The 25199-nt window shown below is 49.8% G+C and carries 21 protein-coding genes; 11 read left to right on the top strand and 10 right to left on the bottom strand.

What is annotated here, in order from left to right:
- Nucleotides 1–14: 14 nt before the first annotated feature.
- The 6 genes from GK091_RS05850 to cdaA all read left to right on the top strand — a co-directional run bounded on the left by GK091_RS05850 (nucleotide 15) and on the right by cdaA (nucleotide 5504).
- Nucleotides 15–710 carry a tetratricopeptide repeat protein gene (locus GK091_RS05850; protein WP_164035664.1) on the top strand — a complete coding sequence of 232 codons (696 nt, stop codon included), beginning with the start codon at nucleotides 15–17 and terminating at the stop codon, nucleotides 708–710.
- 73 nt (nucleotides 711–783) lie between these two features.
- Entirely contained in the window at nucleotides 784–1959 is a 1176-nt protein-coding gene (locus GK091_RS05845; RefSeq protein WP_164035663.1) for an acetyl-CoA C-acyltransferase, read from the top strand.
- A 76-nt stretch (nucleotides 1960–2035) separates the two neighbouring features.
- Nucleotides 2036–2974: a phosphoribosylaminoimidazolesuccinocarboxamide synthase gene (locus tag GK091_RS05840; protein ID WP_164035662.1), complete on the top strand. Its 939-nt coding sequence runs from the start codon at nucleotides 2036–2038 to the stop codon at nucleotides 2972–2974.
- 156 nt (nucleotides 2975–3130) lie between these two features.
- A complete protein-coding gene (locus tag GK091_RS05835; protein WP_164035661.1) occupies nucleotides 3131–3547 on the top strand; it encodes an STAS domain-containing protein in 417 nt (138 codons plus the stop codon).
- A complete protein-coding gene (locus GK091_RS05830; RefSeq protein WP_164035660.1) occupies nucleotides 3504–4529 on the top strand; it encodes a ribonuclease Z in 1026 nt (341 codons plus the stop codon). Before GK091_RS05835 ends, GK091_RS05830 begins: the two co-directional genes overlap by 44 nt.
- A 156-nt stretch (nucleotides 4530–4685) precedes the next feature.
- Complete coding sequence (gene cdaA / locus GK091_RS05825) at nucleotides 4686–5504, top strand: diadenylate cyclase CdaA (protein WP_164035659.1); 819 nt, start codon at nucleotides 4686–4688, stop codon at nucleotides 5502–5504.
- A gap of 87 nt (nucleotides 5505–5591) precedes the next feature.
- Here the strand turns inward: cdaA and GK091_RS05820 are convergent, their stop codons facing one another.
- A complete protein-coding gene (locus tag GK091_RS05820) occupies nucleotides 5592–5999 on the bottom strand; it encodes a DUF4332 domain-containing protein (RefSeq protein WP_164035658.1) in 408 nt (135 codons plus the stop codon).
- Nucleotides 6000–7074: 1075 nt separating this feature from the next.
- Between GK091_RS05820 and GK091_RS05815 the strand changes: the two genes are divergently transcribed.
- Nucleotides 7075–7662: a hypothetical protein gene (locus tag GK091_RS05815; protein WP_164035657.1), complete on the top strand. Its 588-nt coding sequence runs from the start codon at nucleotides 7075–7077 to the stop codon at nucleotides 7660–7662.
- Nucleotides 7663–7757: 95 nt separating this feature from the next.
- Here GK091_RS05815 and GK091_RS05810 read toward each other — a convergent pair whose 3' ends face one another.
- The 3 genes from GK091_RS05810 to GK091_RS05800 form a co-directional block, all read right to left on the bottom strand.
- Nucleotides 7758–8711 (bottom strand): DUF2279 domain-containing protein, encoded by a 954-nt coding sequence (locus tag GK091_RS05810; protein ID WP_164035656.1) that lies wholly within the window; start codon nucleotides 8709–8711, stop codon nucleotides 7758–7760.
- Between the two features lie 93 nt (nucleotides 8712–8804).
- The gene (gene hemW, locus GK091_RS05805; RefSeq protein ID WP_164035655.1) at nucleotides 8805–9941 is read right to left on the bottom strand and encodes a radical SAM family heme chaperone HemW; all 1137 of its coding nucleotides are present in this window, start codon (nucleotides 9939–9941) and stop codon (nucleotides 8805–8807) included.
- Nucleotides 9942–10378: 437 nt separating this feature from the next.
- On the bottom strand, nucleotides 10379–10732 hold the full coding sequence (locus GK091_RS05800) for a hypothetical protein (RefSeq protein ID WP_164035654.1): 354 nt from the start codon (nucleotides 10730–10732) through the stop codon (nucleotides 10379–10381).
- A gap of 76 nt (nucleotides 10733–10808) precedes the next feature.
- Here GK091_RS05800 and GK091_RS05795 point away from each other — a divergent pair, with 76 nt between their 5' ends.
- Nucleotides 10809–11267, top strand: coding sequence for an OsmC family protein (locus GK091_RS05795; RefSeq protein WP_164035653.1), 459 nt, complete (start codon nucleotides 10809–10811; stop codon nucleotides 11265–11267).
- Nucleotides 11268–11381: 114 nt separating this feature from the next.
- On the opposite strand, the gene GK091_RS05790 is transcribed toward GK091_RS05795, so the two are convergent.
- The 4 genes from GK091_RS05790 to GK091_RS05775 form a co-directional block, all read right to left on the bottom strand.
- On the bottom strand, nucleotides 11382–12563 hold the full coding sequence (locus GK091_RS05790; RefSeq protein WP_164035652.1) for a glycoside hydrolase family 88 protein: 1182 nt from the start codon (nucleotides 12561–12563) through the stop codon (nucleotides 11382–11384).
- Between the two features lie 28 nt (nucleotides 12564–12591).
- Nucleotides 12592–13422 carry a 5-dehydro-4-deoxy-D-glucuronate isomerase gene (gene kduI / locus GK091_RS05785; protein ID WP_164035651.1) on the bottom strand — a complete coding sequence of 277 codons (831 nt, stop codon included), beginning with the start codon at nucleotides 13420–13422 and terminating at the stop codon, nucleotides 12592–12594.
- A gap of 509 nt (nucleotides 13423–13931) precedes the next feature.
- The gene (locus tag GK091_RS05780; protein WP_164035650.1) at nucleotides 13932–15617 is read right to left on the bottom strand and encodes a RagB/SusD family nutrient uptake outer membrane protein; all 1686 of its coding nucleotides are present in this window, start codon (nucleotides 15615–15617) and stop codon (nucleotides 13932–13934) included.
- A gap of 12 nt (nucleotides 15618–15629) precedes the next feature.
- The gene (locus tag GK091_RS05775; RefSeq protein ID WP_164035649.1) at nucleotides 15630–18671 is read right to left on the bottom strand and encodes a SusC/RagA family TonB-linked outer membrane protein; all 3042 of its coding nucleotides are present in this window, start codon (nucleotides 18669–18671) and stop codon (nucleotides 15630–15632) included.
- A gap of 628 nt (nucleotides 18672–19299) precedes the next feature.
- On the opposite strand from GK091_RS05775, the gene GK091_RS05770 reads away from it, so the two are divergent.
- A complete protein-coding gene (locus GK091_RS05770; RefSeq protein WP_164035648.1) occupies nucleotides 19300–19785 on the top strand; it encodes a GNAT family N-acetyltransferase in 486 nt (161 codons plus the stop codon).
- A 105-nt stretch (nucleotides 19786–19890) separates the two neighbouring features.
- On the opposite strand, the gene GK091_RS05765 is transcribed toward GK091_RS05770, so the two are convergent.
- Nucleotides 19891–20364: a CHRD domain-containing protein gene (locus tag GK091_RS05765; protein ID WP_170312627.1), complete on the bottom strand. Its 474-nt coding sequence runs from the start codon at nucleotides 20362–20364 to the stop codon at nucleotides 19891–19893.
- A 296-nt stretch (nucleotides 20365–20660) separates the two neighbouring features.
- On the opposite strand from GK091_RS05765, the gene GK091_RS05760 reads away from it, so the two are divergent.
- On the top strand, nucleotides 20661–22943 hold the full coding sequence (locus GK091_RS05760) for an aconitate hydratase (protein ID WP_164035647.1): 2283 nt from the start codon (nucleotides 20661–20663) through the stop codon (nucleotides 22941–22943).
- A 109-nt stretch (nucleotides 22944–23052) separates the two neighbouring features.
- On the opposite strand, the gene GK091_RS05755 is transcribed toward GK091_RS05760, so the two are convergent.
- Entirely contained in the window at nucleotides 23053–24540 is a 1488-nt protein-coding gene (locus GK091_RS05755; protein ID WP_164035646.1) for a helix-turn-helix domain-containing protein, read from the bottom strand.
- A 263-nt stretch (nucleotides 24541–24803) separates the two neighbouring features.
- On the opposite strand from GK091_RS05755, the gene GK091_RS05750 reads away from it, so the two are divergent.
- Nucleotides 24804–25139, top strand: a complete 336-nt coding sequence (locus tag GK091_RS05750; RefSeq protein WP_164035645.1) for a hypothetical protein — start codon at nucleotides 24804–24806, stop codon at nucleotides 25137–25139.
- Nucleotides 25140–25199: the final 60 nt, after the last annotated feature.

Here is a 25199-nt window from a genome sequence, read left to right as displayed (position 1 = left end):
TGCGTTACTAGCGTATGATCTATTTATTTATAGCAGCCTGGCTTTGGTGGGACGTGCCCCAGTCGCTAAACCAGATTTCTCGAAACAATGAGGTTCGGAAAGAGTCCGAAGCGGCCTATAATGCGGGCGATTATACGCGTGCAATGCATCTTTACGCCAACTTGAGCCGAATCACCACCAGCATCGATCCGGGCGTGCGCCTGAATCTTGGTCATACGTATTTTCACCTGAAACGATACGGCAAGGCACGTTCTCAATACGAAGCGCTGCTTCATTCCGATCGACCCGATTTACGAACGGTAGCCGCTACTCAATTGGGTGTCATAGCTTGTCTGCAACAGGATAGTACCTCTGCACTGATTTTCTTCGAACAGGCTTTACTTGAAGACCCAAACAACGAACCTGCCCGGTACGATTTTGAGTTAATAAAGAAACGGTTTTCCGGGAAAATTCCTGGGCCGAATCTGCGCCAGAAAGCATCCGCTCAAAACCGCGATAACGAAAATAAGCCCCGTCCTTCGGGTGGGCAGCAAGTCGAACGGTCGGCCCGGCAGGATGAATTATTGCATCGCTTCCAACGCCTGAACCTCAGCGAAGAACAGGCGCTTCAACTGCTCGATGCGATGCAGGAAGATGACCTTCCCTATGCGTTGACCCGTTCGGCCAGACAGCCGACAGGAAAAACAAAAACGAATGAAAGTCGCTGGTAACTACTATAGATCGACAGTCAACTAGCAAGCGGATCGATTACGCGTTCGCCAGCATTGATCAACAACAAAAACTATGAACGAAGTCGTAATTATCGCTGCGGTTCGCACACCAATTGGCTCATTCGGCGGTGTTTTGTCTACCCTATCGGCAACAGACCTGGGGGCGGCCGCTATTCGAGGGGCGCTGACGCGGGCGGGCATTTCTGCTGATCAGGTGCAGGAAGTATATATGGGTAATGTCGTTTCGGCAAACCTGGGCCAGGCACCAGCTAAACAAGCGGCTGTAAAAGCCGGGTTACCCGCTACTGTTCCATGCACAACCATCAATAAGGTTTGTGCATCAGGCACGAAAGCCATTATGCTGGCGGCTCAGGCCATTCAGCTGGGTCAGGCCGAAATAGTCATCGCCGGCGGGATGGAAAGTATGTCAAATACACCTTACTACGTCCCCAAGGCACGTTTTGGCTATAAATACGGGAACGCTGAACTGGTGGACGGCTTGGCCCGCGATGGCCTGGTTGATGCCTACGACCAATGTGCCATGGGTGTATTTGCCGATCAGACCGCGGATAAGTACGCCATTAGCCGCGAATCGCAGGACGCCTTTACGGTGCAGTCATATCGCAGATCTGACGCGAGTACGCAGCAGAAACGGTTCGATGCCGAAATTGTCCCGATCGAGGTGGTTAGCCGTAAAAGCACGATAGTTGTCCAGGAAGATGAGGAATATACCAATGTCAACTTCGACAAGATTCCAACGCTGAAACCGGCTTTCAGCACCAATGGGACCGTGACAGCGGCCAGTTCATCACCAATCAGTGATGGCGCTTCGGCATTGGTGATCATGAGCCGCCGGAAAGCCGATGAGCTAGGCTTAAAGCCGCTGGCACGTATTCTGGCCTATGCCGATGCGGAGCAGGAACCTCAATGGTTTACAACGGCGCCGACGAAAGCTGTTCCGCTGGCTCTTGAACGCGCCGGATTGAAAACCACGGATGTCGACTACTTCGAAGTGAACGAAGCCTTTGCGGTTGTTCCGTTGGCATTCAGCGAAATTTTGCAGGTGCCTCAGGAAAAATTAAATGTGTTTGGCGGGGCCGTTTCGTTAGGTCATCCGCTGGGCGCTTCGGGTGCGCGGATCGTGACGACCCTGACCAACGTGCTCCAGCAAAACAATGGCCGTTATGGAGTCGCCGGCATCTGTAATGGAGGGGGTGGCGCTTCCGCTATCGTGCTTGAAAAATTGTAATGGTTTTCGGCCTGTAGGTTGGCCTGTCAGGGCTGTTAAAACACACTACCGACCCACAAACTATAAATTAACGTAGATGAACGCAATTCAGGAGACCAATTTTCAATTCCCCGGCCAGACGGGTTTTTACCGCGGTAAAGTGCGGGATGTCTATTCATTCCCCGACAAATTAGTCATGATCGCATCAGACCGGATTTCGGCCTTTGATGTGGTATTACCGCGGCCTATCCCATACAAAGGTCAGGTGTTGAATCAGACAGCCGCTTATTTCCTGCGGGCCACAGCCGACATCGTTCCAAACTGGCTCCTCGACACGCCCGACCCCAATGTGAGTGTGGGGCTGAAATGCGAACCCTACGCGGTTGAAATGGTGGTCCGTGGGTATCTGGCCGGTCATGCATGGCGGCAGTATCGCGATGGCCACCGAACGCTGTGTGGCGTTGCTCTGCCCGATGGTCTTCGGGAAAATGATCGCCTTCCGGAACCAATCATCACCCCGTCGACCAAAGCTCACGAAGGACACGACGAAGACATTAGCCGGAAAGAGATTCTAAGCCAAGGTATCGTTAGCGAAGCCGATTACGGTCAACTGGAGCAGTACGCCCTGGCCCTATTCGAGCGCGGTACGGCTATGGCGGCAGAGCGCGGCCTGATTCTGGTCGACACGAAATACGAATTCGGGAACCTCGACGGGAAAGTGTATCTCATCGATGAAGTGCACACACCCGATTCATCCCGGTATTTCTACACCGACACCTATAAGGCGAGTCTGGAAGCCAATCAGCCACAAAGACAGCTTTCCAAAGAATTTGTGCGGGAGTGGTTGATTGCCAATGGTTTCCAGGGGAAAACGGGACAGGTTGTACCGGCAATGTCCGACGAATGGGTTGGTCAAATATCGGCCCGCTACATTGAGCTGTTCGAGACAGTTACCGGACAACAGTTTCAACCCGCCGATCTAACACTCGATCCGCTAACGCGCATTGAGTTGGCTGGTAAATCATTTTTCGCTTGAGTTTCCAATTTAATCTGGTAAGTTGATAACTCAGCTATACGTTAGGCGGTGTGATCTGCTTCAGGGTGTCTGAGTGAAGTAAGCCACCGACCAACGAACACGTACTATTTATTCTTTCCCCATAAAAAATCCGGAAACCCGAAACCAGTCCTTTTCATGAATTACACCATTGAAAAAAACGAACAATATGCCCTTATTCGATTGGCAGACAGCGAGTTTAGTGACGACATTGCCACCGATTTTGAAACCTTAAGCCGCACGTTGTTCCGATCGGGATACAGCAATATCATTGTCGACGTAACACCTCTTCAATCAGTAGATCAGGCAGGTATCAGCACCATTCGGAAAATAAACCGGCAATGTTCCAACGAACTCGGTCTATTGGTGTTAGTTACAAAGAATGATGAATTGATAGCGTTTCTGGACGCGGCCACGATCAGTGATCTGACGATTCTGCCTACGGTAGAAGAAGCCGTTGATGCCGTGTTCATGAACGAATTGGAGAACGATTTTCGCAGTGAGAATGACGATGAGTACGACGCAGGGGGAAGCATCAGCCGGGATGCCGATTAACAGTAACACTTCAGGCCACGAGCCAAATCATAAATCCGCGAATCCGCTCTTTTCCCTCACGGTGTTGGGAGCGGGTTCTGCTGCGCCATCGCTGCGCTATCATCCAACCGCTCAGCTACTTACGGTTGGTAACGACTACATGCTGATCGACTGTGGCGAAGGAACGCAGCTTCGACTAATCGAGCAGAAAATAAAATCCGGCAAGCTTCGGTACATTTTCATTTCCCATCTCCACGGCGATCATTACTTTGGCTTACCGCCCTTACTCTCGACAATGAATCTGTCCGGCAGAACCGAAGATCTGTTTCTGTTTGGGCCTCGAGGTCTGGACGAAGTGCTGACAACCATATTCCGGGTGTCTGATTCGCGGCTTGGTTATCGACTTCATTTCCAACCCGTTGATCCCGAAACAGCAACACTGTTGCTCGATCACCCGCAGTTGACTGTCGAATCGATTCCACTTCAGCACCGGATCGACTGTTCGGGGTATTTGTTTCGGGAAAAACCCCATCCCAGAAAGCTACTTCGCGAGCGGCTGCCCGATGACATTCCGGTGCAGTACCTAAAGCTGCTGAAAGAAGGGCACGATATTCTTAACGATGAAGGAGCGATTCTTCACGCGGCAGACGACGTAACGGAACCAGGGTTACCTGCCCGCTCCTACGCATTTTGCTCCGACACCCGCTATGTCGAAGCACTGATCCCTCAGTTGAAGAACGTCGATTTGCTGTATCACGAGGCTACGTTTCTGGAGGATAATGCGCAGCGTGCAGCCGAAGTGTATCACTCTACGGCTAAACAGGCAGCTATGATGGCGGCCAAAGCCGAAGTTGGGCGCTTATTGATTGGTCATTTCTCGTCGCGGTACAAGCAATACGACTTGTTTACGGAAGAAGCCAGACCCATTTTTCCAGAGACGTACATAGCGTTAGAAGGTCAAACAATCGTAATCGAGGATTGGCATAGTCCGTCTCCTCAATGACACTACGAGTAGTTCCCCCCATGAACAACGACTGATACGTTGTCGACGCTGATATAAAGCATTCTCGCTAAACAGTCGGAATTGTTTTGACTTTATTGAGTAAACTATACACCGTAATCTGTTTATTGTTAAACCCAAACCATTATCTGTTCACACATGCTGGCCTTCCACTTAGGCTTTCTGGATGTCGGCTGGCTCGACCTGCTCGACATTTTACTGGTTGCCCTGCTCATTTACCAAATTTATAACCTTGTTCGTGGTAGCGTTGCGAGCCGGGTATTTGTAGGCTATCTGCTGGTCTACCTCGCCTATTTACTCGTCAAAGCGTTCGGTCTGAACCTGCTGACAACTATTCTGGAGTACTTCATCAGTGTGGGTGCCTTGGCGCTGATCATTATATTTCAGCAGGAAATTCGACGTTTTCTGTTGCTCATTGGTAAATCAACCAACGTGGCCAACAGCCGATGGCTTCGGCGTTGGCTTCTGCGGCAGCCGGGAGTACCGGAACCGACTACGTCCCTCCGCCCTATTCTGGATGCCTGCAAAGTATTAAGCGCTGAATTTTCGGGAGGTCTGATCGCTATTCGCAAAAATGACGATCTCGAAAAGTTTGTCAAGTCGGGTGAGTCAATCGATGCTGAAGTGTCAAAGCCCCTGCTGCTAGCAATTTTTAGCCAGTATAGCCCGTTGCACGACGGCGCGGTTATTATTAGCGATGGCCGAATACAATCAGCCCGTTGTATCTTACCCGTATCTGATGACGATGAACTACCCTCGGCACTTGGCTTCCGGCACCGGGCTGCATTGGGTATGAGCGAGGCTACTGACGCGGCCATCATTGCCGTATCGGAAGAGAGCGGTAGGCTTACCCTTGCCCTCAATGGCGAGTTGTTAACAAACCTGACGCTGTCTGAACTCGAAGAAAAACTAAGTAGCTATTTGCGGGAACCCGGTAGTAGAGAGCCACAGGTATAAAGACACTGGGCAAGAACAACACATGAACCCATTGTTCTTGCCCAGCACACTACGGAGTCTGATTCGTATCAGACTCTTTTTTTGCCATTAGTAGTCCAGCATCCTGGGCAGCCCTTTGGCCTGTTCCACAAAATCAGTCACTTGCTCTACGGAGGGTGGCCGCTGGGTAAACTGCCTTTTACTATTTATTTCAATCAACTTAGCGTGCAGATTGACAGCCGACCGCTGGGCTAGTTCGACTACGGTATCAACACCGGCTTCTTCCATCAAGTCACTGTAAACCCGGCCAATGCCCTTAATTCTGGCGAGATCGGCCCGATTGGCCAGACTAAGTAATAAAGCCTGATCGATGCCCGTGGTTGTTGCCAATGCTTTACGATCCTGCGGAGTTTTAGTAGCTTCCAGTAAAGCATCGCTGTCACCCAGGCCCTGGCCTTTCAAGGCATAAACCATTGCGTCTGTCGTTCCACGAAGTTCTCCTAGCGTAATACTCATAACAAATAAAGAGGTAGGGTAATAATAAAGGGCAAAATGACCATCAGATTGCCTACACATTATTAACTAGCAAGATACTTTTTCCGAGTATCGTTTAACATAAATTTCTTCTGAACGGTAAAGCTTTCTGGATGCATCTGGTTAAACACATGCTTCCATTCAGCGTATCGCGCTGGTTCACTGGCTAGAAATTGATTGCTATCTATTTTTTTCTGAACAAGGTACTCCTCAAAACTCATATGTCAAATTGTCTGATTCAGCTCTCGCCTTCTTGTATTATCTAACCAAACCGGTAGTTCAACGTTGTAAATATAGAACCTGACAGCCACTAAAATGACAAACTGTCGTATTAATGACGGATATTGTAGAACCAAATTGTACTGAACAAAGCTAATGCAGATTAAGTCTTCACATGAATCAATCGGATGAGTACATAATTTGTAGCAATTTTCGATCCGGTTTTGCGACCCGGAGGGGCGAGTCACTAGGATGCTCCCCTGCTGGACGCATACTCGAATACGGTCGTAAAGGTAGCCAAAAAAGTTAGTCCATCGATTGTGCAGATTAAAGTGAGCGAATGGTGATCTGGAAGCAATCAACCCAATCAGCTGGGCCAGTGACCGGTGATCTAAAGTGATGACGGCGCTGGTTCTGGCTTTATTAGATGAACAGATGAGTGTAGCATCACAAACAATACACGCCGTTGTGGAAAATTACCTTTTCTGATGAGCGTGAACTCGAAGCGCAATTTCTAGTGTGATGATCTGTATTGACTTCGCACAAATGACGCAGGTAGTCAGTCGTCGTAGTCAATTAATTGTGCTCGGTTAGAATCGTTAGAGAGGTATCATGATCGTACCGGGTGAGATGAATTAACCCATTTAGTATCAGAAGTATACACGACGTGTTTAGATAAATAAGCCGGACAGTTTACCCGTGAAATGATAGCCTAGTTAACAATGCAGTAAAATTTTGTTCAATTTGAGCCAAACAGTATACTGCGTTTACCAGTTAGTTGCGTGTATTTAATTATACAGCTAATCATTTATTCACCATTCACTATTTACTTTTTGTTATGAAACGCATTTTATTCGCTCTGTTCGTTCTCGTTGGGTTCTCAGCATCTGCTCAGGAGTACAAACCATTCAAAGTCAATGTCTCGATTGGTTACGCGAAGCCTCTGACTTCAGGTGTATCAGGAGGTGTTCTGTTTGCCGTAGAGCCTAAATATGGTCTTAGCGACAACTTCGATCTTGGCTTGCGCCTTGAGGCAGCCGTCGTAGCACGTGGTGTTGTATACAATGGCAACACATCAACCGGCGACGTAGGTGCTTTCAGCTCGTACTTACTGACAGGAAATTATCTGTTTGGTAAAGGCGGCATCCGTCCGTTTCTTGGCGTAGGCGTTGGACTATACAGCATCGGTTCGGCGGGTACGGTTGTGATCAACAATGGTCAAACGAACCAGGACGTCACGTTTGTTAGCGACACCAAATTCGGTGGTATGATCCGGGGCGGTATCAAAGCGGGACATTTTGTAGCAGCCGTTGAATACAACGCAGCACCAACCACAGAGAACAAATTGGCAAACGCTACGATCACCAGCGAAAACGCGTACTTAGGCGTTAAAGTTGGTTTTGACATCGGTGGCGGTCGCCGGTAGTTTTCTTACTGACTAATTGGGGTAAACAGCCAGGTGAGCGTATCGAAAACGGGCTCACTTAGCGGTTTACCCCATTTTTTTCCGACTTATCCAACTCATTCTTTCGGCAGGAGAAGTGGGTGAAACCGAAGGCTCTTCATTCGGTTAAACTCCAGAGAGGGGGCGGGTATTTTGAAAAACTGAGCGGTTCCAATGAATCGCTGTAAGGACGGACTAAACGTGCTGATCCGCGATAGGTCCGCGTCGGGCGAGATGAAAAACTGTCGGTATCGCTCGAACTTAATCGCTTTCCCCTCTTTGTCGAACATGGGTGGATTCTCATGACCGCCAATCATGCCACTCCCGCTGTAGCCAACGTCCAGATTCAGCCAGCGCGGAAACGACGGACCCACCGGGAGCACAGATGCCAGATTTACCGACAACCAATATTGCTGACCATTATAGTCTTTTAGCATCTGCACCCCGGTCGTGCGGCCAAGCACATTCGGGCGATAAGGCGGGAAAATTGTTTTGCGGAACCCGTACTTTAGACTAACTACTTGCTGGCCCGATCCGTATTGTTGTCCAACGAACAGTGCCGTTCCGGCCACGTTGGCAATCATATCGCCTTTGGAGAAGCCCCAGCCTTCAGCGTGGCCGTCGAATACTTCAAGCGTTGTCTGAAACAGCAAGGCCACCAAACCGCCCGTCAAGATACTGGCTCGCTCATCGACACCACTCCAGCGCATTAGTTCGTAACCACCCCGACTCATCGAATAAGCGGTAGCCGCATGGCCTACTTTGTCCATCTGTAGCCACTCGCGGTTATCGTTGAAAGAGTGAAATGGCACTTTTTTCTTGTACCACTGCTTGCGAAGCATCAACAGCGTAACGGTGTAAAAAGCAGCGGTTCCGATCAGAACGCCAATGAATCGGCCTTCGCGAATACCCTGCTGATCGGATGGAGAAGGACTAGTCGATCCCGGCGGCATAGGCTGAGCCTGCACGGCCTGTCCGAGGATAATCGTAACCAAACCAACCAAAACCGCTCCCCGAATCCAATCGCTCATACCCCAAAAATACCAAAAAACCGATTGTTCAGCGAACTCGGAGAAAGGTGGTCGTCATAAAGCAGGCATTCTACCGATTTTATCGGTTTGTGTTTAGTCAACAAACAAAGACGAAGCAACTCGATCCGCGAAGAGTTTCCCCGCGTCGGTTAAGCGTAGCGTATCTGCATCGCGAGTAAGCCAGCCAGACGTGTACATGTCGTCAAGATCGCGGGCTTGCGTCTGTGTAAAATCAGTACCCAGTAATGCAGTCAATTCGCTGAGTGAGCATCCCCATTTTGTTCGGAGACCCGTTAGCAAATACTCATTGACCTGATCGGCTACGGTCAGCCGTTCAATCGTAGCAGGCACCCTACCCTGTTGAATTGCAGATACGTACCGCGTATTATTGGCGATGTTATACTGCCGGCTGAAACCCGTATAGGAATGCGCACTCGGACCAATGCCTAAATAGGGTTTCCGTTGCCAATAAGCCGTATTGTGCCGGGCGTACTGACCGGGCTTCGCAAAGTTCGAGATTTCGTAGTGTTCGTAGCCCGCGCCTGTGAGTGCCTTTATCAGCTGCTCAAACTGATCTGCCGCCAGATCTTCGTCAACCATTGGCAATTTCCCTTTCTGCTTCCAGCGACCGAATGCTGTATCGGGTTCAATGGTCAGTGCGTAAGCTGACAGATGAGGCACATCGAGGGCAAGCATCTTCTGCAGATCAGTTTGCCAAAGCGTCATACTTCCAGCGGAAACAGCCTGATCGGGTATCCCGTAAATCAGATCGACGCTCATGTTGTCAAACCCAGCCTCACGCGCCAGCCGAACGCAGGATTCGGCTTCAACAGCGGTGTGCGCCCGATTCATCCAACGGAGTGTTGTCTCATCAAACGTCTGAATACCAATGCTCAAACGATTGACGTATCGGCGTAGCAGATTAAGTTTCTCCGCGTTCAAATCGTCGGGATTGGCTTCGAGCGTAATTTCAGCCGTTGGCGCAACGGTAAACTGAGTATGAACTGTCTCAACGATCTGCGCCAGTTCTGATTCGGTGAGCAACGAAGGTGTGCCCCCACCAAAGTAAATTGTCTCCAGCATCTTATCGGGAAGAAAATCCTTCTGGAGAGTGATTTCGGCGCAGATGGCATCAACCAGAATAGACTTCTGGCTTAAATTAGTGCTAAAATGAAAGTCGCAGTAGTGGCAGGCTTGCTTACAGAAGGGAATATGAAGATAGAGATGCATCTATCGTAATGACAACGAAGCGGGGCAATGGGTTCCCGATCCGACACGTAGATGGAAAACCTGGAAGGCTGTTCGCTGGCAAAAAAAGAACCTAGTCTTCGGGGCACTTTTTACAGCGCTTTCCTTTTTTGTACTTCTTGCAACACTTTTTCAGCACACACTCATGACCCATAAAAGGATTCGCCTGAAGTAGTGGCTTTTGTTCATTGAGAGAAACAAGCGACCCGGAAAAATTGAATTCGGCAGTCATTCGTGCGAGTTGATTACGCGGGCAAAGGTACGCTTGTTTAGATTTATTACAAATTAAAATACATGAAAAGATCAGTACCCGTTTTTGTTTTTAGAAACGCCCCTGTCCGTGTACCGTTTCGTGGCATTAGGCTATAACCGATAAGCGACCGATCAATGCGGCACCACCGGTATTGAGCATCACTAAATTAAAATAATCCTTGCGTGAAGATGTGGCCCAGTGACAGGGGCTCATTGTGGAGAATGAAGAAATAAACCAGCACGGCAAGCACCAGATAGCTAAAAGCCAGCCATTTTTTCTTCTGAGCAAATTCGCCCGGATGGTGGTAATAATCGTAGATCATGGAGGCCGACAGCCCCATAACCATCAGAAAGAAGGAGAAAACGCCGAAATCTGTTCGGTACATTTTCAGCGACTGCATGAACGGGGCACCCGACACAATGTACAGCAACCAGCAGCCGAAACCCGCCCGGTAGAGATAAGCGCTCAACCGCCTGTCATTTTTTAGATCAAAAAGATCGTCGGTGAATTTCTCGGACATGTTTTTGGTTCTTTGGGCTACGGGGCAGCCCGTGCGGTGAAAATACGAACTATACGCTACAAACGCAAAAAGTACCATGCTTGATTCACAACCAGTTGACGCCGTTCAGGAATTTAATACCATGCAAGTTGAACTCGTTCGGGTCGATGATGCCTTCCATTTTGAGGCCGTTGGAAAGTCAGGAGTGACCCAGCACATCGACGCAGCAACGGACATTGGTGGACATAACGCGGGCGCAAGACCCATGGAAATGCTGCTGATGGGGTTAGCTGGCTGCACGGCCATTGATGTAATTCTGATCCTTCAAAAACAGAAACAGGTCATTGACGACTTTAGGCTGAAAATCGACGGTATGCGTGAGAAAGATGCGACACCAGCACCTTTCAAAAAAATTCATATTACCTATTTATTGACAGGTCAACTGAATGCGGACAAAGTCAAACGGGCCATCGATCTGTCGATGGATAAATACTGCTCGGCAACAGCCCAGTTCAGTTCTTCGGCGGAGATTACTTACTCCTTTGAACTGGCGTAGTTAGTAGCGAATTTATTACCCTGATAAATGGAATGGGTGGGATGCCGTATCTTCGAGATACAGCATCCCACCCATTCCATTTATCAGGTCGCTAGCGGAAAGTAAACGAACCACCTACGACTTGAATGCTGGCTTTTTCCGCAAGGCATCGTAGCGCAGAAGGGCTTCCAGAAAATAGTAATCGGCGTAAATCAACGGTGTATCGATCTCGCTTTTTCCTGGTTTGTTACCCACACTGTGCTTCAAAATAAAGTTGTTATTCTCCCCCAGATTGGCCTTGTATGCCGGACTGGCCAGACTTTGCAGCATGTTCACGGCCGACTGATAGTAAGTTTTGGCTGATGGACCACCATAGGTTGCCAGTTCGAGAAGTGCCGAGGCAGCAATTGCCCCTGCCGATGCGTCACGCTCCTCATTCGGAATGTTGGGCGCGTTGAAGTCCCAGTACGGAATTTTGTCAGCCGGTAAATTGGGATGGTTCAGGTAAAAATCAGCGATGTGGCGGGCCTGATCCAGGTATTTTTTATCTTTCGTTTCGCGGTACATGACCGTATAGCCATAAAGTCCCCATGCCTGTCCACGCGCCCACGCCGAACCATCGGCAGCCCCCTGCGCCGTTTTTTTCGCGGCCACGGTTCCGTCGGGATTGTAGCAAATAACGTGAAAGCTGCTGTAATCGGGCCGGAAGTGGTTTTTCAGCGTATTGTCAGCGTGCGTTATCGCGATGTCGCGCAACTGCTTGTTCCCCGACTCCTTTGCGGCCCAGAACAAAAACTCCAGATTCATCATGTTATCGATGATCACCGGATAGGTATAGCTCTGAAATTTGTTCCAGGATTTTATCAGGCCCACTTTCGGATCAAAACGTGTCGCCAGTGATTTGGCCCCGGTGATCATAATAGGTTTGTAGGCATTATTTTTCGTCAGCCGATAGCCATTGCCAAACGGGCAATAGAGCATAAAGCCCAGGTCGTGCGTGCCGGTATTGTATTGTTCTTTAGCGACCGCCATCGACCACTTGTTAGCAGCTTCTTTCCAACTTGGCGCTTTGGTCCGTTCGAAAATATACCAGAGCGATCCGCCAAAAAAGCCACTGCACCACCAGTCCGATTTCATATCACGGATACTGCCGTCGGGGTTGGTGGATTGCGGAAACTTCGTCGTATCCGGATGCGTTTTTAGCATCCGCTCGTACTGCTGGGCCGCAAAAGCGAACTCCTTGTCAACATCGATTGGTGTCTGGGCAAAGGCAGAACATGTAAGACAGATAAAAAAAGCAAGCAGGTATTGTCTCATGAAAAGGGTGGTTTAGAATCAATTGGTATTATCGTAAGTCAGCAATGGCCGTCATATCCATATCGGCGTAGTCCATATTTTCACCCGCCATGCCCCAGATGAACGAGTAATTCGTCGTTCCGCAGCCCGAATGAATAGACCACGGGGGCGATACCACTGCCTGATGGTTTGCCACCAGGAGGTGCCGGGTTTCGGTTGGCTGTCCCATGAGGTGAACAATGCGGTGTGCCGGGTCGAGGTCGAAGTAAAAATAGGCTTCCATTCGGCGGTCGTGAACGTGGGCAGGCATCGTGTTCCAGACGCTACCGGGTTTCAAAATCGTCAGGCCCATCACCAGCTGGCAGCTTGGCAGCCCGTCGCGATGAATATACCGGTAAATTACCCGTTCGTTGGCACCTTCCGCTGACCCCATCGGGGCCGAGAAGACGTCACTCTGCGCGGCTTTCTTGGTTGGATAGCTCCTATGAGCCGGAGCTGACAACAGATAAAAAAGGGCCGGATTATCGCCCTGCTGGCTGGCAAACGTTACTACCTGACTTCCCCGACCGATGTACAGACAATCTAGCTTACCTAATTCGTAAGTCTGGTCATCGACAGTAATTGTTCCGGCTCCACCCACATTGATTACGCCTAGTTCCCGACGTTGCAGAAAATAATCACTCTTTAACTCATCATAAGTCGTCAGTGCAACCGAAGCGTTAACCGGCATAGCTCCCCCGATAATGACCCGATCAAAATGACTGTAACAAAGTTGCACCGTGTCGGGCGTGAAAAGCGTTTCGACAAGGAAATTTTCCCGAAGCATACTCGTATCAAACGTACGGGTTTCGTTCGGGCCAACAGCATAGCGTACCTGCATGAATTGATGACTGGTTAATAAGTAAAGCCGGGCAGTGATTCGCAGATAAGTCCAATTCTGACTCTCTATATAGAACCCAAAGAATCAGTCAGACAATGGTACTGACGCACTCATCTACTGGCTTTTTTACAGAATAGTATATGAATTAGTCAACTATTCAAAGAAGGACGGCCCGAAATGCTAGCCAAATCGTGGTAAGTCGTTATGCAAACGCTGCCGCAACCGTTTGCATTCACCTCTATGCCCCTACTTTTTTTAGTCCGTCAGACCAACACCGGGTTGTATTCTTCATGGGCGAAACAGACGGGAAGCTCGGCATAGAACACGGAAGAAACTGAGAAATATTATACTAAGAATAATTTACTGTCTCTGTATGATCAGGCAGTACACAGCAACGATCGACCGGTAAAAAGTTAATTATAAACTCCCTACTCTATAGTCGTTAACGAACAAAGCCGTACGCTAATCCTGCGTACGGCTTTGTTTTGTTGATGCAACTGATTGACCAGTTAATAACTCTCGTTTTGGATCAAATAACCGGGCAGGTTCGACGCGCCGTCGATAGCCGTTTGTGGAATTGGAAAAAGCCGCTTCATCTTGTTCGAATTGCTTTTCTCGGTCCACGTATCTTCATACTTGCCAAACCGGATCATATCGGTACGGCGCTGGGCTTCCCAGTATAACTCGAAGCCACGCTCCCGGAACAGGAGATCCAGCGTCATAGCCGACAAGGCAGGTGGCGGTGTTGTAGCTGTTCGGGCGGCTCTCACCGTATTCACGTCGGCCAAGGCACTGGCGGCATCACCACTCTTTCGGAGTTTAGCCTCGGCCCGCATCAGATACACGTCAGCCAGGCGAAGAATAACGATGTCCGCTTCGCCAAAATTCCGGCCACTGACTGATTTCTTGCTGAACTCGTACTTCTCAACCCGATAGCCCGTGTTGTAATTGCTGCCCGCAACGGAAAAGTCAATTTGCTCCGTGAAGTTAACGGCCAGCGTAGGTCGGTTTCGGGTATCGCTGAAGAGTTTACCCACTTTGTATTTACCATCCGGACATTTCAGAAACACGCCATTTCTCCGGATCAACCCGTACTGCTGACCGCGCAGGATGCCCCGGTTGATGTTGAAATCGGCTTCGGCCACGCACGAATCGGCTGGGTTAGAGTAGATCGTCAAATTCTGCTTATAAAAACGTGGATCAACCGACGGGTCTTTCGGCGCATACGCTTTGGCCCAGCTCTGGTAGTAATCAGGCGTAATTCCCGGCCCGTCGGTACCGTTGGCAAGTGGATAAGCCGGTATCGGAAACTGATCACCCGAGATTGAGAAATAAGCCATCCGGTTATGGCCGTTCAGATCGGCCCGCTGATCGACAGCAAAGATCAACTCTTTGTTATCATGATTATCGGAGTTGAAAATTGAGAAAAAGTCTCTCGACAGTTGGTACTGACCCGACGAAATAATCTTGTCCGTGTACTCGATCACCTTGTCCATGTCTTCCGACTTGAACGTGAACTGAGCTGCGTAGCGATCACGATAAACGGCTGCGTTCAGGTATAAACGAGCCAACAGGCCCCAAACCGCCCCTTTTGTCAATCGGCCAGGGCCAACGGTCGTTTCCAGATTCGGCTCTACCGCCAGCAGTTCACTTTTGATATATTCCACCGCCTGATCGCCACGGAGAATGGTCGACGTAGCACCTACGTCGTCTTTCACGAAAACAACCCCGAACAAGTCCAGCGTCAGCATCGAATAATAAGCGCGCATACCTCTTGCTTCGGCCAGATAGGTTTTGGTAACCGCATCGTTCAGCGTCGGCAGCGTGTTGATCGCGGTAATGGATCGCGATACGCCTTGCAGAATCAGGTTCCAGGTGTTGTTCAGATTGGGATCGGTGCTGGTCGTCGTGTGCTGGTGCATAGCCAGATAGATCCCATTATCACCCCAGTCGGTGCCACCCCGATACGGCAGAATGGCTTCGTCGGTCGAAATCTCCTGGATATTGAAATAGTTGGTATGCAGGAAAATATCCGGGAGCCGGGCATAGACGGGAGCCAGGATTCCATCAGCGGCCTGCCGACTAGACAGACCTGCCACCGAGGCTTCGTCGAGTACGTTTTCGGTCAGATTGGTACAACCATATATGAACAGCATGCTAACCAGCGCCAGCATGGAAATGAATTTCTTTTTCATGACTTTCTTTGCTTAAAACGTAAGGTTCAGGCCCAAAACAAACGTTCTGGCTTTTGGATAGCTGAGGTAATCGATGCCGTACGACGATATGCCGTTGACGTTCCGGTCGGTGGTGTTTACCTCCGGATCATACCCGTCGTATTTCGTGATCACAAACAGGTTCTGCCCCGTAGCCGACAGTCGAACGCCAGTGATCCACTTGCTCATGCCAATGATTTTTGGATTGAGGTTGTAGCCCAGCGACACGTTATTCAGACGAAAAAACGAACCCGTTTTCAGGTAACGGCTCGACACCGGGGCCGAGTTATTGATGGATTCGTTCGGGTATTGGAGAGCCTCAGGCGTCGTATTCAGTCCTTTCGACAAGCGCAGTTTATAAAAGTTTGCGTTGGCCGTGTTGTCATAAATCTTGTTGCCCGATACGCCATTGAAATTAACCGTCAAATCGAATCCTTTGTAGGCAACCGTACTGTGGATGTTGAACTGCTTTGTCGGGAGCGCGCTTCCCACTGCAACCCGGTCTTTATCCGTGATGATACCATCGCCGTCGACATCCCGGAACTGGCTGATTCCCTTGTCATCGAGTCCGATGAATTCTTTCAGGAAGAACGTTCCGATGGGTTGACCATTGACATACCCATTGATGGTGGCCGATGTCAGGCCCGAACCCGACGCATTACCCGACGGAATGACGGTATACGGCGAATTTTTGACCTCATTCTGGATAAACGTAATGTTTCCGCCAACGTCGAACCGGAAGCCACTTAAGCTCGCATACCGGTAATTCAGATCCACTTCAACACCCTGGTTGGTAATGGCCATGTTTGGCACGTTGGTCCAGAACGTACCCGCCGGTTGAACGGGGTCCGATGGGATAACCTCAAGCAGGATGTTGCTGGACACTTTCCGGAAATAATCGACCGAGCCCGACAACGCACCTTTGAACAGGGCGAAATCTAAACCAAGATCGGTTTGCGACGAGACTTCCCACTGAATGTCCGGATTGGCAAGACGCGTATACGACGTTCCGGCGGGGTAAGATCCTGTAGCAGCCAATGGATAACTCGCGGTGGCCGACACCTGAGATGTGAACAATGCCTGGGTGATTTTAGACGGGATCTCCTGGTTACCCGTTTGTCCCCATCCCGCCCGAAGTTTCAGGTCGGTGAAGGGTCCCGATTTCAGGAAGGCTTCTTCCGAAAGCCGCCAGCCAACCGAGAGCGATGGGAAAACCCCGTATTTGTTGTTAGCCCCAAATTTCGACGATCCATCGGCGCGTACCGTGGCGGTCATCAGGTATTTTTCTTTGTAGTTGTAGCTAACCCGGGAGAAAAACGACTGCAACTCATTTTCCGTAGCAAATCCGGTGGGCCGGTTGTTTGTCAGCGTGAGTTCCTGCCCTAAGCCGGGGTTATAAATCGGATCGATCGGCGAAATCGGAAATTTGTTGATGCTGGACCGACGTTCCTGCACAAAGATCTTCTGGTATGAATGCCCCAGCAAAGCCGTCAGGTTATGATCCTGTTTCGCCAGCGTGTAGGTGAAATAGTTCTCGACCAGCAGGTTCCGGTTCGTGGTATAAATCGATTCGAGCCGTCCATCGATCAGGGGAACAGTGTTGGGCAACTGCTCCAGATCCCGCACCCCGCTCGAATTATCGACGCCGAGGTTCAGCTTGTATACCAGATCCTTGGTAATCTTGAACGAAGGCGAAAAGTTGGCAATGGTCCGGTTGATGGTCGTGATATCCTTTTGCAGCGCCAGCGTAATGAGTGGGTTCGTGCCGGCCTGGTATTTGAACGGCGTTCCATCCGTATCGTAAGCGGGTATCGTTGGGTTTGTCGAGATCGCTCCGCCGATTAGCGATTCGGTCGGTGGCCGTTTGTTCAGCGTGTAGGTAGCGTTCAGGTTAACGTCGAGACTAAGCCGATCATCCAGAAACTTCTGCGATAGATTGAGCCGTCCTGTGTACCGGTCAAGTTTACTGTTTTTGAGAATCCCTTCCTGACTTTGCAGCCCGAACGAACCGTAGTAGGTTAGTTTATTGGCCCCACCGCCGAACGATATGTTGTGGTTCTGGGTGTACGCAGTCCGCATTACTTCCTTTTGCCAGTCGGTCGATCCTTTGAAATCTTCCAGGACACCGCCTACCGCCGGAACCTGGGTCCGGTATTCATCGGCAGAAAATACGGGCAAGGCACGGGCTATGGTTGAAATACCCAGGCTGGACGAAATCGTAAACGTCGATGAGCCAGCCTTCCCTTTTTTCGTCGTGATCAACACTACTCCATTAGCACCGCGCGAACCATAAATAGCCGTCGCCGACGCATCTTTCAGCACATCGATCGATTCGATATCCTGTGGATTCAAAAAATTCAGGGGATTGGTAGCACCACCCGTACTGGAATTATCCAGCGCAATACCATCCAACACGAAAAGGGGTGTACTGCCGGTACGAACCCCACCCGGACCGCGAACGGTAATATTCTGCGTGCCGCCCGGTTCGCCACTGGCGGACGTTACGTTGACACCAGCCACTTTACCCTGCAAAAGCTGTTCGGGCGAATTGATGATACCCCGGTTAAAATCAGTGCTCTTGATGGATTTCACCGCACCGGTCATGTCCTTCTGGGAAGCACTGCCGTAACCGATAACGACAACCTGAGAGAGTTCGTTGGCGGTCGCTTTCAACGAGACATTGATCGTGCTTTTACCCCCTACCGGTATCTCTTGGGAGACAAAGCCGATAAAGCCAAAGACTAGCACGGCATTCCCATCGGGCACGACAATTCTGTAATCGCCGTTCGCATCGGAAGTTGTCCCCTTTTGCGTGCCTTTCAGGACGACATTACACCCGGCGAGTGCTTCGTTGGTCGTCGCATCGGTGATTCGTCCGCTGATCGTGATCTCCGCTGATGGCTTCTCACTCACAGCATAGTGCGTACTTGCAGCAGGGGTTTTCCCCTCAGCGTTTAACAGGCCAGTTGCCAGGAGGAAGCAACATAATACACTCCATTTTCTCGTCAATGGAGGAGAAACGTAAAAAAGCGTCATACGTGTAAGATTGGGTGATAAGTAGCAAAATTCTTTTTGGTGGCACTATTCACTTGAGGACGTAACTAGTAGAAAAAAAGTAAAAATACTAAGAAAAATGCAAAAACAGACTTTTGCAGATAGACTAACCAAATTTGTAGATCACGCCCTGAACTACGACTTGTAAATGAATACCTTGTTCAGCAATAGGGCTGCAAATATAGATGTACATCACCAGCGATCAGGCGTACCGCTCGTTTGTTAACAAATCAATAATATACTATAAGTTTGGCACAAGTAGAATACCAACAAATCAAACAAAAGTATTATTCGGCGAAGAGCTGTATAGTCAAAATAATAGATGGATGTAGTCCTGAACATGTGTAACGTCAACCGACTCCATCAGAGTCGAAGAAATCCTAACAAGACTCGCTTCTTCCCTACCTTATGGCGTGGTTCGAACGGCTCTAACTCGGAGCTTATAGCGTGAATCACTAGTATTGCAAAAGGAAACGGCAGGAAAGCGGATTGGATCGACGGTCTTTGTTTTTCGCAGCGTTTTTATCAAACCGATGACGAATGATTTCATCAATAGTCCGCTGAATCCGCTGCCGATTTTTGACCAAACGTAATTTATAAAGAGCGGAGTATGATTGACATCAGAGAAGTAGTACCTGCCGACAATGATCAGATTTGGGCAATTATTCAGCCCGTGATTTCGGCGGGAGATACCTACGTGTTCGATCCGAAATCATCGAAAGCACAAATGCTGACGTATTGGTGTGGGCCCGATAAACACACGTACGTCGCTAGTATAGACGGCAACGTGGTCGGAACGTTTATCCTCAAAGATAACCAGCCCGGACTTGGCGCGCACATTGCCAATGGCTCGTACATGACGCTGGGGACGGCATCAGGACAAGGCGTTGGAAGGGCTATGGGTGAATTTTCGCTGGTCGAAGCGAAACGACTTGGCTACAAAGCCATGCAGTTCAATTGTGTCGTCAAAAGTAACGAGCGGGCCGTGCGCCTGTGGCAAAAGCTGGGATTTACGATAATCGGTGAAGTTCCGGACGCCTTCAATCACAAGCAAAATGGACTAACCAACGCGTATATCATGTATCGGAAGCTGTAACTGGTTACGAAACGCATAGCCAAAAAACAATGAGAGACCGCTGTAGAGAAGAGCATAAACTCTTGTTCCACAGCGGTCTCCCGGTACAACAATCCGGTCAACAATTTACTGCTTCTTGATATCCCCGCGAATCTCACCGTTAGCATAAAGCGATGTATGCAGGTTCGCGTAATAGAATCCGTTTAACATACTATCGACCTTTGTTTGGGCCAGTGCAGCGGTTGTACCCGTAATTGGGGATGTAAGACTCGTAAATGGAATATCGACGGGTCCGGTGCCATTGGCCGCGTTAATCCGGTGTAAATGACCACCTGTCAGCGAGGATGAAAACGGACCCGTATACGTAACCGTGTAGCTAAGCACCCGCGTCGTCGTGTTCAGGTCGCCAACAAAATTACCCGTAGCTGCCGATGTCGTTGACGTAGGTTTCTCACTGGCCCCATTCAGGGTGGCAACCAGTCGGGTTGTTGTCGATGCGGTTGGCGTCGTCGTCGGGTTTTCCTCATCCTTGCAGGACGTCAGGGTCATTCCCAGTGCCAGTAAGGCTGCAAAAGAAAGTAAAGCGTTCTTTTTAATCATAAAATCAGGTGTCTATGCGTACGATTTCAGCGCAAGATAGCTTAGCTTGGCCAGAATGTACACGGTGTTTACAAGTAGAATGGCAAAGCAATCTGTTTATTGCTTTGCATCCAGCAAACCTACGAAATGGCCAAACTGTTTGCATCTTTATCAATACTCTAGCGACTCATTGTCAGATAATTTCCAAAACGAGACAGAATCTTCTAATTTTGACCCGCAAACTGGAATCCATTTTGTGGATTCAATGGTTCTTTCTATAGAGTACACTTTTTAGTAACCCCGTTATCCTATTTGCTATGGCTTTTGATTTAGACATGATTCAGCGCGTTTACGCTAACCTCGGCGAGCGCGTCGAAGCAGCCCGGAAGGCAGTGGGCAAACCGCTGACCCTGTCGGAAAAGATTTTGTACAGCCACCTTTTTGCCGGAACCGATTCGGCGTCCCGACCCACGCAGGCGTTTGAGCGAGGTAAGGCCTATGTGGACTTTGCGCCCGACCGTGTAGCCATGCAGGATGCAACAGCGCAAATGGCGCTCCTGCAATTCATGCAGGCGGGTCGGCCCCAGGTAGCCGTTCCATCAACGGTTCACTGCGACCACCTTATCCAGGCCGAAGTAGGTGCTGTACAGGATCTGGACATCGCCAAGAGCAAAAACAAAGAAGTATATGACTTCCTGTCGTCTATTTCGAACAAATACGGCATTGGCTTCTGGAAACCCGGCGCAGGTATCATTCACCAGGTTGTTATTGAAAACTACGCGTTTCCAGGCGGAATGATGATCGGTACCGATTCGCACACGCCAAACGCGGGTGGTTTAGGTATGATCGCTATTGGGGTCGGTGGTGCCGATGCCTGCGATGTTATGGCGGGTCTGGCCTGGGAATTGAAAATGCCGAAATTGATCGGTATAAAACTGACCGGCAAACTGAGCGGATGGGCATCGGCAAAAGACGTGATTCTGCGCGTAGCTGGTATCCTGACCGTGAAAGGTGGTACGGGCTGTATCGTTGAATACTTCGGCGAAGGCGCAGAAAGTCTGTCTGCTACGGGTAAAGGCACGATCTGTAACATGGGTGCTGAGATTGGAGCTACCACTTCGATTTTTGCCTATGATGAGAAAATGGCCGATTACCTGAAAGCGACCAGCCGGGCTGATATCGCCGAAGCAGCCAACGCCGTGAAAGCTGACCTGCGGGCTGATGAAGAAGTCTACGCTGATCCTGCTTCGTACTACGACCAGTTGATCGAAATTGACCTCAACACGCTTGAGCCACACATCAACGGTCCGTTTACCCCGGATCTGGCCTGGCCCCTGTCGAACTTTGCCAAAGCGGTAAAAGAAAACAACTGGCCTGCTAAACTCGACGTTGGTCTGATCGGCTCATGTACTAACTCCAGCTACGAAGACATGACCCGTTCGGCTTCGGTAGCGGCTCAGGCGACGGCCAAGAATCTGAAAACCAAAGCTGAATTCACGGTTACGCCCGGTTCGGAACTGGTTCGCTTCACGGCTGAGCGCGACGGCATTCTGAACACGTTCGATAAAATTGGTGGTGTCGTTCTGGCCAATGCCTGCGGTCCCTGCATCGGACAATGGGCGCGTCACATGGACGATCCTACCCGGAAGAACTCTATCATTACCTCGTTCAACCGGAACTTCGCCAAACGGAATGATGGTAACGCCAGCACACACGCTTTTGTAGCCTCGCCCGAAATCGTAACGGCGCTGGCCATCGCGGGTGACCTGACGTTCAACCCGATGACTGACACGCTTACCAACGAAGCAGGTGAGCAGGTCATGCTTGATGAACCACAGGGAATCGAGCAGCCAATCAATGGCTATGCTGTTGACGACGCTGGGTATCAGGCTCCGGCAGAAGATGGTTCGTCGGTGCAGGTTATCGTTAGCCCAACCTCAGATCGTCTGCAATTACTGGCTCCGTTCACCCCCTGGGAAGGTACTGACCTGATGGGTTTGAAACTGCTGATCAAAGCGAAAGGCAAGTGTACGACCGACCATATTTCGATGGCGGGTCCGTGGTTGAAATACCGTGGCCACCTGGACAATATCTCCAACAACATGCTGATCGGCGCGGTCAACTTCTACAACGAGAAGACCAACACCGTTAAAAATCAACTCACCGGCGAATATGGCGAAGTACCCGCTGTACAACGGGCCTACAAAGCAGCGGGTATTGGCTCAATTGTGGTTGGTGACGAGAACTATGGTGAGGGTTCATCCCGTGAGCACGCGGCCATGGAACCTCGCTTCCTTGGCGTTCGGGCCATTCTGGTGCGTTCATTCGCCCGAATCCACGAAACGAACCTGAAAAAACAGGGTATGTTGGGCTTGACCTTCGCGAACCCTGCCGATTACGACAAGATTCAGGAAGACGATACCATCGACATCGAAGGTCTGACGGAATTCGCGCCAGGTCGTCCGCTGGAAATCGTTCTTCACCATGCCGATGGCACTACCGATGAGTTCCTGGTCAATCATACCTATAACCAGGGTCAGATCGAGTGGTTCAAGGCGGGTGCCGCTCTGAACATCATCCGGATGAAGCAAAACGCGTAACCAACGCGAATACCTTCTCTGGGTTACCATAATAAACCCGGTCGATTGCCTTGCACAGGCGATTGACCGGGTTTATTTTTTTAGTAGACGCTCGTACTAGCCCGCTTGCTTAGCGTAATTTCTCCATCGCTTTTTTCATCCCGGCGAATTGGCGTTTCTTCTGCAAAACAGTCGGAGCGGCAACCCGTTCGCGGCAGTCGAAAATACCACAGCGTTCGCAGGCTTCATTGACGATCCGGAACGGTATATCGTCCGACGGGGTATTCATGAATTTCATCTTACTTTTCAGCGCATCATTGACCGCAAAGCACATGGAAACACTCATGTTCTGCTGTGTTTGTGACTGAAACGGGTGGGCTACCGAAATAATAAGGTACTGGAGCCCCGAATCCGCATACTCCGATACCTGAGTCCGGCAGAGCGCCCCATCGAATCCTTTGTTCTGTTGTAGAAACTGAAGCTCCTGCAAAATTGTCCAGGCAATCCACCGGCGACAGAAATGCTCATCAATGATCCCACGCGGCCCCCCTTGTTGCCGCGACAGGTGCATCTCTTTGGTTAGCTGGAACGTAGTCTGTCCGGCGGTATGGTTAAAGCGGTAAAAGAACAACTGATCGATCCCGAAATGGCTGGGCAAGACGTTACTGAGCCGGTAGAAAAACCGCTCCGGCGTGGCACCAAAGTCAGCGATGAGTTGTAGAAAGGCATCGTTGCTCCACGTGCTGCGGGCGAACAGATCGGTTAGTCTGGCCACGAGCGCATCACGTCGAATAAGAATAGCGCCGGCAAAATAGGACGCTTTGTAATTGTTCAGAATCTGCTCGAACGAATCCGCTTCTACCCATGAATACGTATAGGGTCGGTTTTTCAGATTCAGGTATTGAAACCCAACCTCCCGCGCCAGAATGAATGATCGTTGTTCGGCCGTTAGTGCCGCGTTGAGATACAACCGCCGATGTTCAGGTCTGAAAACGGATCGTAACGATACCAGTTCAGGATTCGTGAGCGGATCGAAGTGTTCGATGTGAACGTTGTAGCGCGTTTTGAGCAGGTTTATCAGCAGCGTTTCACCTACGGACTGGTTTGATTGGACAAATTCGCTCAGGAAACGTTCAGCTTCGGCCTCGATCTCAGGAAAGTGGTTGTCATGCATTTCCTGATAAGACCGCAACATAGTCAGGTAGAGCCGCTCGACGCTCATATTGTAACTGAGCGCGATGTCCATGAACGTACGAATCATGGCACTCACTTTCGCGGGTGCTTCGGCTAGCAGTTCGAGCAGGTCAGACGGGTCGATTCCGAACAGTTCGAGTGGGATTTCCGTGAGAAATTTGGAGCGGAGCAGATCCGATATGGGCTCGAGCTTTTTGCTCAGCTTCAGCGAGACGAGCGAATCATAATCGACCTGCATAGCATTGGCCAGGGCAGAAATCTTATCCGCTTTCGGATATTTCCGGCCTTTCTCGATCTCGGTAACGTACGATACCGACAAACCGGACTGTTGAGCCAGTTCACTGACCGACATGCCCTTGTCGATTCGCATTTGACGCATTTTCAGGCCAAATAACAGTCGGATATGATCAGCGGGTAGATTCAACGGATACGTGAGTATGGATGAACGGATAAAACGTACGGTGGAACGCGCTAACGATTATAGAGCGAACGAATCGGTAAATCTACAAAACTGTGGCGAATGTACCTTGCTCACTCAAGATACCGATAATTATATAGCAGACCATCATATGTGTAATTATTACTGGTACATGTCACTTTTGCTTACTGGCAAAAAATAAGGTAAAACTTATCGTGACTTTTATTTAACCCTAGAGTCAGAAGGTAACAACCCAACCAAACCCGGCTATGAATCCTCAGGATATCATCCGAACGAAATACGAAGAATTAAAATCTGCCGCCACGGGTACCCAGGATCTGGACACAATCAACGACATTGTTGTCGATATTCTTTCGACTTTACACAAGCAGTGGAGTAGCATGGCCGGTACGCAGAAGGACACGTACGAAGAGGCATACTGTTTGGTTGACAACACCTTTTCGGCGCACCAGCGAACGAAGCAGGATACAAGCAATAGTTATTATCTGAACGAAATCGGCGTACAAATTGGGCGGGATCTTTACCCTGTGCTTGCTTCACCAGCCCGCAGAAAACCGGGCAAGAAAAAGTATATCGTTGATTAGGCTCATCACATCGCTAACGTCATAGCGTATCGTTACCATAAATAAACCCCGGCACCATCA

It is taken from the genome of Spirosoma agri, assembly GCF_010747415.1.
Lineage (GTDB): Bacteria > Bacteroidota > Bacteroidia > Cytophagales > Spirosomataceae > Spirosoma > Spirosoma agri.
This window is presented reverse-complemented; position numbering and strand designations above follow the sequence as displayed.